Here is a 12,233-nt window from a genome sequence, read left to right on the forward strand (position 1 = left end):
ACGAGATTGAACAGATCATCGAACCGGCGACCAGGTTCCTCGGCCGCCCAACGGTGCAACTTGGCCTGGATCTCCAGTACCCGGCGCTCCGCCCTCAACAGGGTCAGCTCGTCCGGTTCACGGGTATTCACCCGCGCCCTCCCGGCATTCCAGCATCCTCCGATTGCAGAATCACTGGTCCCCTTCGCCATGTGCACGCCTCTCGCGTGCTCGGACTACTACGGAACCTCCGCCCCATCCGGTGACCCTCAGCCGGCAACGAGCCTGCCCCAGCCTCCAGGCTGGATACCTGAAGCCGGGGCGGCCACGGATGGTTCCCACGTTCACTCGATGTTCGATCAGCCCGGCAGGCACCCAGCTCTACCCCGGCAGCATCGCCACGCCTACGCCGCAGACCTTCAGCGAGGCCTCCACGCCGACCATGAGAAACGGCCATGGAGTCGGCTGTTTCACGAAACAACAGCCGCGCACTGCACCCCGGCCCATATCCGCCAGATTGGAGCCGGTTCCACTCTTACGGGGCGTCAACCACTGGTTCGCTCACGCTGCACCCTCGGGCCTCGCTAGCCGGACCCGCACCATCTGGCAGTGCTGGCACGTCCCGGCGTTGTCAGAGCTGCTTCCCGCCCTCCCCGGCGTTCCCCAGGTCAGACTGCTCCCAGCTTCACCCAGCCGCTGCGACGACCAGACGGCAAGGGCCTCTCACCCTCACTCGAACATCAAGCGCCTCGTGGCGCACTTCGTGGACGTAGAACAGACATTCCGGGCGAGCCGGACGGTTCATGATCGCCTGACGGTCGATCCGGAGCTGAACGTACTTCTCGATGTCCTCAGGGGCGGCATGCCCTCCCTCGGTGAACAGGGCCCGCGCGTACTCCGGAGTCTGGATGAGGCCAGGCATCGTCAAACCGTCGAAGCTGGTGATCTTCTTGGCTGTCGCTTCGGCCATGGCCACGGTGCGCAGGTTGTCGGACACCTGCACCACGTACGGGTCGAAGGCGTAGCGGTATCGCTCGCGGAACTGTTCGAAGTAGACGCTGTCGCGCCCGCACGTCATCAGGTAGTGCACGAGGTCGATCTCGCTCGCGCGCGCCTTGCCGTTCTCGATGTTGGAGACCTTGCTCGGGTCCCAGCCGAGTTGTTCCGCGAAGGCGAAGCCCGTCAGCCCGGTGAACTTCTCGCGGAGCCGGCGCAGTTCGTCGCCCAGGTCGCGGCTGTAGGCGGTGGAGGTGATCGCAGTCATTCGTCCGACGGTAGGCATTGGCCCTCCTCCACGAACCAGCTCATTGGGGTGAAAACGAGTGCCCGCAAGGCAGGCCGGACGGTGGCGGGCGAGCGAAGGGCAACGGGTAGGAGGTGCGCGCGGGACGGTGGGTGCACGGCGGCCAGACGCGTACCGGGTAGGGGGCGGATGCCGGACAGTGAGCCGACGCCTGGCAGCGACTCAGTGCGTGGGTGCGCAGCGCGGCGCGGGTTGAGGGGCGGGCGCAGGTTGGGAGCCGGGCGCGCGTTGGAGGCCGGGCGCGGGTTCGGGCGCGCGTTGGGGGCCGGGCGCGCGTTGGGGGCCGGGCGCGCGTTGGGGGCTGGGCTCGGGGTGGGGTCAGGCGGGGACTGGCCACCTGGTGTGGGGTGTGGGGTTGGTTCTTGGGGTTCGGGTTGGGTCCAGCCAGGTGGGCGGGGTGAAGGTCGGGGTGCCATGGTGGAGTTTCACCTCCCACTCGCTTTGGTGGATCAGGGTGTGGTGGTGGCGGCACAGGAGAGTCGCGTTGTCGATCGACGTCGGGCCGCCGTTGGCCCAATGTCTGATGTGGTGGGCGTCGCAGTGCTTGGGTGGGCGGTCGCAGCCCGGGAAGGTGCAGCCACCGTCTCTGGCGACCAGCAGGCGGCGGATCGCGGTGGGGAAGGTTCGGGTTTTGCGGCCTATGTCCATCTGCTCTGAGCGGCCGCTCAGGACCACCGGGATGACTCCGGCGTTGCAGGCCAGGCGGCGGACCAGCTTGGCGGGGACTGACTCGTGGGTGTCCAGCGTGGCCACGCCTGTCGCGGAGGCCAGGTCGGCGTAGGGCATCGTCAGCGTCAGGGTCACCGGCTCGCCGCCGTGTTCTGGGAGGCGGTCGGCGCGCAGCATCAGGTCGATCAGGTCGGCGAAGGCGTCGCCGTCGCGTTTGGGGCGGGTGCGCGGGTCGGGGCCTTCGGCCGGGGTGGTCGGGCGGGGTTTGGCCAGGGGGTCGATCATCGCCTCGAACTTCGCGCCGGTGATCTTGTCGAGGCTGGCGCGCACCTCCAGCTGGTCGCCCTTCCACTGCAGGCGCAGCCGGTTGACCGGGAGCTCCGGTTCGGCCTCGCCCGGCTCCGGGTCGTTCTGGAACAGCCGGTAGGCCAGGTCCCTCGCGAACGACTTCACCGCGCGGGGCTCGTGCTCGCGGGCGTACTCGACCAGGGGGCGCTCCGCTTCGGGCGGCAGGCTCTTCATCGCCTTGGCGACCGCCGAGACGTGCTCGCCGGACAAGGCTCCCTCTGCCACCGCGGCGGCGGTGACGGGCAGTTCGGGCTCCAGCACCGAGCCGGTCGGCGTGACCTCACGGGTCAGCAGCCCGGCTCGCGCGAGCCACTGCTGCGCGGTCGTCAGGTCCCAGCGCACGGCGTGGCGCAGCACGTCGGCCACATTCCGGTAGCCCAACTCGCTCGCGGCGCCGCGCCGTTCCAATTCGGCGATCTTCTGCATCATCGCGTTTTCGAGAACACGAATTTCCACCACGTCACCGACGACTGCACTCAGCAGTTCGTCGGTGCCCAGGAGGCGGAAGTCCGGTTCGCTCATGCGTTCGACATTACCGCAAGATCACGACTAAAACACACGTCAGGCGTCACACGATCGGGCGAACAAACGCGACAGGTGGCCATAGGGTCCGTTAGTACGCATCTCTCTAGACGTAACGCACAAACTAGCAACCGCGCACGGCACTAAAGCGCGAAGCACGCAAAGAAACCACACCCCGCAACCACCCAAGAAAAGGGACCACAGAAATCCGGGCCGGCACACGCCCGACGAAGGAGGGCATGTGCCAGGCCGGCGAAGCCGTCCAAGCACAACTTGAGACACTCACGCGCGTGAGGACACTCCTGTGGTGCGGCGCCATGAACGCCGTCTGGCTCGGCACCATGGCGTATCTCGCCCTCGACGATCCCACCAACTTCGACCTCAGAGCCCTCGCCGGCGCCGCCGCGGCCTGGCTGCTCGCCACCGCGGCGAGCTGGCTGCTGTTCCGGGGCGCCAAGGACGCGAAGTGGTGGCAGCTGGCCGTCTGGACGTTCCTGGTGTCGATCGTGGCGTTGGTCTTCGTCACGATCAGTGCCGGATTCGTGGCGCCGCCCCCGCCCAGCTGACATGATCTCGCGAAGCAACAAGGTCTGGGGGGACCAGAGATGCAGCCAACGCCTTTTGCGCCACCACCGTCGCCGCCCGCCAAGAAGGGCACGCCGCTCCTGCACTGCGCCGCTGGAGCTTCGATCTGGTACGTCGCCTGGATCGTGACGGTCGTCGTCGCCAACGTGAGAACCCAGTCGGAATGGGACAACCTGGTGCCCGCGCTCGTCATCGGCGGGGTGTTCTGGGTGATCACCACGGTCGTCACGTGGCTGATCCTGATGCGGGCGAAGCTCGCGCCGTGGGTGCTGATCCCGCTGACGATCCCGGTCTACCTCGTGGTGTGGATGGTGATCTACGGGATCATCGGCGCGATCAAGAACATCTACCTGATGCTCTTGTACAACAGCTGACGCGTCAGACCGCCAGCAGGGCGCTGACCTCGCGGCCCGCCAGACGGCTGCGTCCACCCAGGGCCGCGATCTCCAGCACCACCGACACACCCGTCACGATGCCGCCGGCTCGCTCCACGAGCGTGCAGGCGGCTTCGGCGGTGCCACCGGTGGCGAGCACGTCGTCCACCACGACGACGCGCTGGCCCGGCTGGATGGCGTCGGCGGGCAGCTCCAGCGACGCCGTGCCGTACTCCAGGTCGTACGCGACCGAGTCGGCGACGACCGGGAGTTTGCCCGGCTTACGCAGCGGCACCACGCCGTAGCGCCAGCCGTAGCCCAGGGCAGCACCCAGGAGGAAGCCGCGCGACTCGATGGCGGCGATCACCTGGGTGCTGTCGTCGATCTTGTCCTGCAGGGCGTCGACCACGGCGCGCAGGGCGTCGGGGTCGGCGAGAACCGGCGTGAAGTCCCGGAAGACGACCCCTGGCTTGGGGAAGTCCGGGACTTCACGCATCAGTCCCAGAGCACGATCCAATTTCAACGCTGGCGCTTTCCGGTCGGGCGGCGGCGCACGTCACCGGCCTTGGCGGTGCGGTGAGGCACCGACGCGGCGGCGGCGAGCGCCTCTTCCTTGCGCAGGTCGGCGGCGAGGGCGTCCTCGTCGACCGACTCGATGCCCTCGGCCACCTGCGGGCCGGAGGCCTTGGCGCGGCGGGCGGCCACGCGCTTGGCCTGCGCGATGTACTTCGGGTCGCGCATCTTCAGGTCCACCAGGACGGGCGTGGCGATGAAGATGGACGACAGGGCGCCGACGAACATGCCGACGAGCTGGACGAGCGCCAGGTCCTGGAGCGTGCCGACGCCCAGGATGCCGACGCCGACGACCAGCAGGCCGATGACCGGCAGCAGCGCGATCAGCGAGGTGTTGATCGAGCGCATCAGGGTCTGGTTGAGCGCCAGGTTGGCGGCCTCGCCGTACGTGCGGCGGGTCAGGCCCAGCAGGCCTCGGGTGTTCTCCTTGACCTTGTCGAACACGACGACCGTGTCGTACAGGGAGAAACCGAGGATGGTGAGCAGACCGATGACCGTCGCCGGCGTCACCTCGAACCCGATGAGCGAGTACACGCCCGCGGTGATGATGACGTCGTGGAAGACGGCGACGAGCGCGCCTACGGCCATGCGCCATTCGAAGTAGAACGCCAGGAACAACGTGACCGCGATGAAGAACCAGAACAGGGCCCACAGTGCCTTGCCGCTGATCTCACCGCCCCACGACGCGGAGACGGCGCTGTCGGAGATCGCCGTCTGACCGCCCTGCGGCGACGTGTCCTGCGCGAGGGCCGTCTTGAGCGTCGCGACCTCGGCGACGTTCAGCGCGGGCGACTTGATCTGGATGGTCGCGCTGCCACCGGAACCGACGGCCTGCACGGCGTTCGGCTTCTTGCCGGGCAGTGCCTTCGCGTACGAGTCCTCGACGGCCTTCGTCGAGATCACCTGGCCGGACTGCGAGACCGACGGCAGCGAGATCTTGGTGCCGCCCTCGAAGTCGATGCCGAGGTTGAACTGCTTGAAGACCATCGAGCCGATGCAGACCAGCAGGATGATGCCCGAGATGATGTACCAGCGGGTGCGCTTGCCGACGATGTCGAAAGCGCCGTTGCCCACGTAAAGGCGCGTGAACACGTTGCCCATGTCAGGCCTCCTTCACGGCGGCGGTCTTGCCGGTCACGGCGGCGCGGTGGGCCGCACCCTCGCGCGCGGCGCCGCCCAGGCCGGACAGGTTCGGGTTGGACAGGAACTTGGACTTCGACGCCATCGCGACCAGCGGGTGCGTCACGAGGAACACGACCACGAGGTCGAGGACCGTCGACATGCCCAGGGTGAACGCGAAGCCCTTCACCTGGCCGACCGCGATCACGTACAGCACGGCGGCGGCGATGAAGCTGACCGCGTCGGCGGAAAGGATCGTGCGGCGCGAACGGACCCATGCGCGCGGCACGGCCGAACGGAACGTGCGGCCCTCACGCACTTCGTCTTTCAGTCGTTCGAAGAAGACGATGAACGAGTCCGCGGTGATACCGATGGCGACGATGAAACCGGCGATGCCCGCGAGGTCGAGCGTGAACCCGATCCAGCGGCCCAGCAGCACCAGCACCGCGTAGATGATCACGGCCGACAGGCCGAGCGACAGGATCGTCAGCAGGCCCAGCAGGCGGTAGTAGAACATGCAGTAGACGAAGACCAGCGCGAGGCCGATGCCACCGGCGATCAGACCGGCCTTGAGCGACTGCAGGCCGAGCGTCGGGGAGATCGTCTGGGCCTCGGACGAGTCGAAGGACAGCGGCAGCGCGCCGTACTTCAGCGTGTTCGCGAGGTTCGTGGCTTCCTTCAGCGTGAACTTGCCGCTGATCTCGGTGGAACCGCCCGTGATGGCCGACTGGATGGTCGGCGCGGACATGACCTCACCGTCGAGCACGACCGCGACGGCCTGCTGGACGTTGGCGGAGGTGAACTTGGCCCACTTGGAGCCGCCGTCGCTCTTGAAGCTCAGGTTGACGACGTAGCCGGTGCCGTTCGGGTTGTTGTTCGCGGCGGCGTTGTCGATGTCCTCACCCGTGAGACGGGTGTAGTTCGTGTAGTCGTCAGCCTTGGTCTGCGTGTCTTCCTTGGGCTGCACGGCCGGTGCCAGCGTGTACTTGAACTCGCCCTTCTCGTCACAGGTGACGAGCGGCTTGTCCAGGTCGTCGTTGCCGCGCAGCGGGTCGGCCTTCGAGCAGTCGAGCAGGAGAGCGGCCTGCTGGAGGATCTGCGGGTCCGTGGCCTGGCGCAGGGCCTTGGCCTCCTGGATCTCCTTCGCGACCTTCGGGTCGACGTTGGAGGGGGCGGACGGGGTGGAAGTCGGAGCGCTGGAGGACGACGGCGCGGTGCTGCTCGACGGCGGCGTGCTGGACGGCTGCGCGGCCAGGTTCGGCGCGGGGCGGCCCTGCGGAGCGTTGCTCGACGAGGGGGTGCCCGCGCTCTGGCTCTGCGGCGTGGACGGCGGCGTGCTCGCACCGCTGGACGGCGCGGTGCTCGACGAAGTCTGCGGCTGGACGGGCGTGCCCGCCGGGACCGGCTGGCCGATGACCTTGCGGAACGCGAGGCGAGCGGTCTGGCCGAGGCCCTTCGCGCCTTCGCTGTCCGCGCCGGGCACGGTGATCGTCAGGTTGTTGCCGTCTCGCACGACCTCGGCACCGGACACACCGAGACCGTTGACGCGGACCTCGATGAGGTCACGCGCGCGGTTCAGCGAGTCCTCGCTGGGCTGCTTCCCGTCTTCCTGACGCGCGGTCAGCGTGACGATGGTGCCGCCCTGGAGGTCGATACCGAGCTTGGGTTTGGCCGAACCGTTCCCGGTGAAGAACACCAGGGCGTAAAGAGCGACCACGATGAGGACAAAACTCGCCAAGTACTTCGCGGGGCGAATTTGCCCGGCCGGAGGTGCCACGATCCGTCCGTCTCCTAGTAGCGATGGTTTCCGAGCGCGCAGCGTAACGCGCGCCGCGTGAGCTGCGCGTCACTACCTGGAGTTGGCGGATTTCACAGTTGCCAACTCCAGGTAGCCGAGCTTATGTGGTTACTTCTTGGCGTTGTGGTCCAGGGGCTCGGCGACCTGTGCGGTGGTCGCGGGCTCCTCGTCCTCCTCGACCTTGTCCTCGACGACGGCCTCGTCCGTGTCGACGACCTTCTCGCGGATCGCGGCGCGCAGCCAGCGCGTGACGACACCCTCGGAGATCTCGATGTCGATGGTGGTGTCGTGGCTCGCGTCGGCGACGGTGCCGTAGAGACCAGAAGTCGTCATGACCTTGTCCCCCGGCTCGAGCGAGCTCTGCAGCTGCTGCTGCTCGGCCATCGCCCGCTTCTGCTTGCGCGCGCTGAGGAACAGCGGCACGGCCAGCAGAACCAGAAGCAACGGGAACATCAAAGACGAAAGGTTGCCCATCATTCTCCGATCAAGTGGACATGCCTAGACGCACGTCCGATATGTCCAGGTGCTTTCACCGATTGTGCCAGGTCACCACAGTTGATCACCGGCGGGCGGTTCCAGCCCCAGGTGGTGCCACGCTGCGGGCGTCGCCACTCGGCCGCGTGGTGTCCGGGCCAGCATGCCAGCCCGCACCAAATACGGTTCGCACACCTCTTCCACGGTGGTCGGTTCCTCACCGACCGCGACCGCGAGCGTGGACACCCCGACCGGGCCGCCGTTGAAGCTCTTGACCAGCGCCGACAGCACCGCCCGGTCGAGCCGGTCGAGGCCGAGCTGGTCGACGTCGTAGACCTCCAGCGCCTGCTTGGCGATCTCCTCCGTGACCCGGCCGTCGGCCCTGACCTCGGCGAAGTCGCGGACGCGGCGCAGGAGGCGGTTCGCGATCCGTGGGGTGCCGCGGCTGCGTCCCGCGATCTCGATGGCGCCGTCGTCGTGGAGGTCGACGCCGAGGATCTTGGCGCTGCGCTTCACGATGAGGTCGAGCTCGTCGGCGCTGTAGAACTCCATGTGGCCGGTGAAGCCGAAGCGGTCGCGCAGCGGCCCGGTGAGCGCTCCGGACCTCGTCGTGGCTCCCACCAGCGTGAACGGTGCGATGTCGAGCGGGATGCTGGTCGCGCCGGGGCCCTTGCCGACGACGACGTCGACGCGGAAGTCCTCCATCGCGAGGTACAGCATCTCCTCGGCGGGGCGGGCCATGCGGTGGATCTCGTCGATGAACAGGACGTCGCCCTCGACCAGGTTGGACAGCATCGCGGCGAGGTCGCCCGCGCGTTCGAGGGCGGGGCCGCTGGTGATGCGGATGGCGCTGTTGAGCTCTTTCGCGATGATCATGGCCAGGCTGGTCTTGCCCAGGCCGGGAGGGCCGCTGAGCAGCACGTGGTCCGGGGCGGTACCTCGTCGCATGGCGCCGTGCAGGACGAGTTCGAGCTGCTCGCGCACCCGCTGCTGGCCGACGAACTCGTGCAGGTCGGCCGGTCGGAGGCTGGTCTCGACGTCGCGCTCGGCCGGCGCGGCGAAGGGGCTGAGCTCGTCCTCGGTCACTTTCGCCCCAGGGTCGCGAGCGCGCGGCGCAGGACGGCGGAGGTGGACTGGTCCGGGTTGTCGGCGAGGACGCCGTCGACGGTCTGCTCCGCGGCCTTGGCCGGGAAGCCGAGGCCGAGGAGCGCCTCGACGACGTGGTCGCGCGTCTGGCTGTGCGAGGGAGCGGCGGGTGCCGGGAGGGCGCCGACCTTGTCGCGGAGCTCGATGATGAGGCGTTCCGCGCCCTTCTTGCCGATGCCGGGAACCTGCGTGAGGACCGTGATGTTGCCTTCGGCGAGGGCGTGGCGGAGCTTGTCCGGTTCGAGGACCGCGAGCGTCGCGAGGGCGATCCGCGGGCCGATGCCGCTGACCGTCTGGAGCAGGCCGAACAGCTCGCGGGCCTCGGCGTCGGCGAACCCGAAGAGGGTGAGGCTGTCCTCGCGCACGACCAGCGTGGTGGCGAGGCTCGCCTCCTCGCCGCGGCGCAGCGTGGCGAGCGTGGTCGGGGTCATCTGGACGGCGAACCCGACGCCGCCCACCTCGACGACGGCGTGGTCGAGGCCGACGTGCTGCACCTGGCCGCGCAGTGACGAGATCACCTGGTTCCTCCGGGATTCACGGGCATCGACCCTAGTGAGTGCGGCCGACCAGGTCGGCGAGGGTGCGCGCTCGCGCAGGCGTCCCCTCGCAAGGGGGACCCCTTGCTTTCATTCTTCCAGCCGGCCCTGACAATTTCAGCGAGCGCTGAAGCCACCGCGCTCATCACGGCGCCGTCCGCCGCGCCGCTTCGGCCAGCTTGGCCTTGTGCACGCGGGCGAGCTCCGCCGCGCGTGCCTGCGCCTCCTCCATGCGGTTGCGCATCGGCGCGCGCCAGTGGTGGCAGATGGCCAGGGCCAGCGCGTCCGCCGCGTCCGCCGGCTTCGGCGCCACCTTCAGGCCGAGCAGTTTCGTCACCATCGCGGTCACCTGCGCCTTGTCCGCGCGGCCCGAGCCCGTGACGGCGGCCTTCACCTCGGACGGCGTGTGGAACTCGACGGGCAGGTTCCGTTGTGCGGCGGCCAGTGCGACAACGCCCGACGCCTGTGCGACGCCCATGGCCGTGCGGACGTTGTGCTGGGCGAAGACCCGTTCGATGGCGACGACCTGAGGCTCGTAGCGGTCGAGCCACTCGCAGACGCCGACGTACAGCTCGTGCAGGCGCACGGACAGAGGAGCGTCAACGGGTGTGCGCAGGACGTCGACGGCGACAGCGCGCACGGTCCGGCCCGGTCCGCCGTCGACCACGCCGAAGCCGCACCTGGTCAGACCGGGGTCGACCCCGAACACCCGCACAACAGCTCCCCGGATCGCTGAACGAACAACAGTTCGAACCATATCCGGTGCACGCACGGGCGACTCGCACCGACACGGTTCGACAAGTCCGCACCGCCGTCACTACGGTGATCGGGTTTCGATCACGGGAGTGCGCGGTGAAGAGGTTCTGGCTCGTGGCCGGGTGCGTCGGCACCTTCATGGTCATCACCATCCTCGCCGCTCTCACCGCGCCGCGTGAGGTCGGCGTCGCGATCGACAAGGTCGTGCAGCTCGTGTTCGCCGTGGCGGCTCTTCTGGCGTATGCGAAGAAGCGCGACGGCTGGATGACGGCGGCGATGACGAGCCTGACCGTCGGGCTGTCCGCGTGGATCTGGGGCCAGCAGATCCTGGGCGTGCAGCTGCCGACGTCGACGATCGCGCCGCTCGGGTTCACGCTCGTGCCGGTCCTGTGCCTGGCCGCGGTGGTGGTGAAGGCGCAGAAGCGCCGCGCGGACGACCTGTTGCCGAACTACCGCAGCCGCACCGTCGTCGTGCTCGACGGGTTGATCGTGATCGGGTCGCTGTTCGTGCTGACGTGGGTGTCGGCGCTGGAGTCGCTGACCCGCGCGTGGGCGACCGAAGGGCCCGGTTTCGCCACGGTCGTCGCGCATCCCGCCGCGTACCTCGTGCTGCTCGTGGCGATCGTCGTGCTGTCGTGGACGCATCAGCCCGTGCGTCAGTGGCCGATGCTCTTCATCGCACTGGCCGGTATCGCGCAGTCGTCGTCGGGCTGGGTATTCGCGTTCTACATCTCCAAGGGCATCACGGCGATCCCGGCGACCGCGGACATCGGGTTCATGCTGTGCCCGGCGTTCTTCTTCCTCAGTGCGCTGGCACCGGCCCGCAACCTCCAGGCGACGCCCGGCCGCATGCGGACCGCGGACCTGTTGCACCTGTTCGTGCCGTACGTGCCGCTCGCGATCACCGGACTCTTCGTCCTGTGGAACACCGCGACCGGCGGCCGCCTCAACCCGGTCGAGATCTACGTCGGGCTCGCCGTCGTGTGCTTCGTGATCGTGCGTCAGCTCGTCACGATGATGGACAACGTCCGTTTGATGGACCAGCTCCGCGTCTCTCGTGAGCAACTACGGCACGAGGCGACGCACGATCCGTTGACCGGTGTCGCGAACCGTTCCCTGTTCCGCGAACGGCTGGAGCGCGCGCTGGCGGTGCAAGACCGCGCACAGCCGTTGATCCTGTTGTTCATCGACGTCGACGGTTTCAAAGCGGTCAACGACAACAACGGGCACGCCGAGGGCGACATGGTCCTGCGCAACGTCGCCGCACGGCTGGAGAACAGCGTGCGCGCGGAGGACACAGTTGCGCGGCTCGGCGGTGACGAGTTCGGTGTGCTGATCGACGGCGGGGACGCCGAGGAGATCGGCGAACGGCTGCTCAAGGCGTTGGCTCATCCGCACGAGGTGCAGGGCAGGGTGCACCACGTGCATCGGTGTGGCACAACGGTTCTCGCACGACCCCGCGGTCACCGCCGACGACGTGCTCGGCGCCGCGGACGCCGCGATGTACACGGCGAAACGGCTCGGCAAGGGCATGGTCGTCGTGCACGGTTCACCGCTACCGGAGATGACGTGACACCAGAGCAGTTGATCAGCGAGCTCGGCCTGCAGGAGCTACCTGTCGAGGGCGGGTACTTCGCGCAGACGCACCGGTCGGACGAGGTGTCGGCGATCGCGTACCTGTTGCGCAGGCCCGACTTCTCCGGCATGCACGTGCTGAAGCACCTGGAGATCTACCACTTCCACGCCGGGTCGCCGTTGCGGATGGTGTTGCTGCACCCGGACGGTTCGGTGACGCAGCCGGTTCTGAGCGCGTCGAACCCGCAGGTCGTCGTGCCCGCGGAGGTGTGGCAGGGCAGCGCGCCGGATGGTGAGTGGTCGTTGGTCGGCACGGTGGTGGTGCCGCCGTACACCGACGACATCGTCTCCTTCGGGCAGGCGGACGACCTGTGCGCGCGTTATCCCTCTCACGCCGCGGAGATCAAGGCGTTGTGCCGCTTCTAGGCCGCGTCCTGCGAGTCCGTCCGGGGCTCGTAGGACGCGGCCTAGGATCT

At 68.2% G+C, this 12,233-nt stretch carries 12 protein-coding genes; 3 read left to right on the forward strand and 9 right to left on the reverse strand.

Annotated elements, in window-relative coordinates:
• Positions 1-664 precede the first annotated feature (664 nt).
• Positions 665-1,243: a Scr1 family TA system antitoxin-like transcriptional regulator gene (locus AOM45_RS37920; protein WP_030468998.1), complete on the reverse strand. Its 579-nt coding sequence runs from the start codon at positions 1,241-1,243 to the stop codon at positions 665-667.
• A gap of 357 nt (positions 1,244-1,600) precedes the next feature.
• Positions 1,601-2,821: an HNH endonuclease signature motif containing protein gene (locus AOM45_RS37925; protein WP_051783867.1), complete on the reverse strand. Its 1,221-nt coding sequence runs from the start codon at positions 2,819-2,821 to the stop codon at positions 1,601-1,603.
• Positions 2,822-3,111: 290 nt separating this feature from the next.
• Here AOM45_RS37925 and AOM45_RS37930 point away from each other — a divergent pair, with 290 nt between their 5' ends.
• Together AOM45_RS37930 and AOM45_RS37935 are read left to right on the forward strand one after the other, a co-directional pair.
• Positions 3,112-3,387, forward strand: coding sequence for a hypothetical protein (locus AOM45_RS37930; protein WP_156093943.1), 276 nt, complete (start codon positions 3,112-3,114; stop codon positions 3,385-3,387).
• Between the two features lie 39 nt (positions 3,388-3,426).
• Complete coding sequence (locus AOM45_RS37935; protein ID WP_030468995.1) at positions 3,427-3,780, forward strand: hypothetical protein; 354 nt, start codon at positions 3,427-3,429, stop codon at positions 3,778-3,780.
• A gap of 4 nt (positions 3,781-3,784) precedes the next feature.
• Here the strand turns inward: AOM45_RS37935 and AOM45_RS37940 are convergent, their stop codons facing one another.
• The 7 genes from AOM45_RS37940 to ruvC form a co-directional block, all read right to left on the reverse strand.
• A complete protein-coding gene (locus tag AOM45_RS37940) occupies positions 3,785-4,276 on the reverse strand; it encodes an adenine phosphoribosyltransferase (protein ID WP_156093942.1) in 492 nt (163 codons plus the stop codon).
• A gap of 23 nt (positions 4,277-4,299) precedes the next feature.
• Positions 4,300-5,454 carry a protein translocase subunit SecF gene (gene secF, locus AOM45_RS37945; protein WP_030468993.1) on the reverse strand — a complete coding sequence of 385 codons (1,155 nt, stop codon included), beginning with the start codon at positions 5,452-5,454 and terminating at the stop codon, positions 4,300-4,302.
• Between the two features lies 1 nt (position 5,455).
• A complete protein-coding gene (secD, locus tag AOM45_RS37950; protein WP_030468992.1) occupies positions 5,456-7,249 on the reverse strand; it encodes a protein translocase subunit SecD in 1,794 nt (597 codons plus the stop codon).
• A 129-nt stretch (positions 7,250-7,378) separates the two neighbouring features.
• Positions 7,379-7,723: a preprotein translocase subunit YajC gene (gene yajC / locus AOM45_RS37955; RefSeq protein WP_030468991.1), complete on the reverse strand. Its 345-nt coding sequence runs from the start codon at positions 7,721-7,723 to the stop codon at positions 7,379-7,381.
• A gap of 93 nt (positions 7,724-7,816) precedes the next feature.
• The gene (ruvB, locus tag AOM45_RS37960; protein ID WP_030468990.1) at positions 7,817-8,830 is read right to left on the reverse strand and encodes a Holliday junction branch migration DNA helicase RuvB; all 1,014 of its coding nucleotides are present in this window, start codon (positions 8,828-8,830) and stop codon (positions 7,817-7,819) included.
• Complete coding sequence (gene ruvA, locus AOM45_RS37965; RefSeq protein WP_030468989.1) at positions 8,827-9,408, reverse strand: Holliday junction branch migration protein RuvA; 582 nt, start codon at positions 9,406-9,408, stop codon at positions 8,827-8,829. Before ruvA ends, ruvB begins: the two co-directional genes overlap by 4 nt.
• Before the next feature lie 163 nt (positions 9,409-9,571).
• Positions 9,572-10,141: a crossover junction endodeoxyribonuclease RuvC gene (gene ruvC / locus AOM45_RS37970; RefSeq protein ID WP_030468988.1), complete on the reverse strand. Its 570-nt coding sequence runs from the start codon at positions 10,139-10,141 to the stop codon at positions 9,572-9,574.
• 137 nt (positions 10,142-10,278) lie between these two features.
• Between ruvC and AOM45_RS53900 the strand changes: the two genes are divergently transcribed.
• Positions 10,279-12,183, forward strand: coding sequence for a cupin domain-containing protein (locus AOM45_RS53900; protein ID WP_308202616.1), 1,905 nt, complete (start codon positions 10,279-10,281; stop codon positions 12,181-12,183).
• Positions 12,184-12,233 lie beyond the last annotated feature (50 nt).

Source organism: Lentzea aerocolonigenes, assembly GCF_000974445.1.
Taxonomy (GTDB): domain Bacteria; phylum Actinomycetota; class Actinomycetes; order Mycobacteriales; family Pseudonocardiaceae; genus Lentzea; species Lentzea aerocolonigenes.

Coding starts and splice junctions, on each gene's coding strand:
- AOM45_RS37940 (WP_156093942.1), bottom strand. CDS start 4,276: ATGCGTGAAGTCCCGGACTTCCCCAAGCCAGGGGTCGTCTTCCGGGAC.
- yajC (WP_030468991.1), bottom strand. CDS start 7,723: ATGTTCCCGTTGCTTCTGGTTCTGCTGGCCGTGCCGCTGTTCCTCAGC.
- AOM45_RS37925 (WP_051783867.1), bottom strand. CDS start 2,821: ATGAGCGAACCGGACTTCCGCCTCCTGGGCACCGACGAACTGCTGAGT.
- AOM45_RS37935 (WP_030468995.1), top strand. CDS start 3,427: ATGCAGCCAACGCCTTTTGCGCCACCACCGTCGCCGCCCGCCAAGAAG.
- AOM45_RS37920 (WP_030468998.1), bottom strand. CDS start 1,243: ATGACTGCGATCACCTCCACCGCCTACAGCCGCGACCTGGGCGACGAA.
- secF (WP_030468993.1), bottom strand. CDS start 5,454: ATGGGCAACGTGTTCACGCGCCTTTACGTGGGCAACGGCGCTTTCGAC.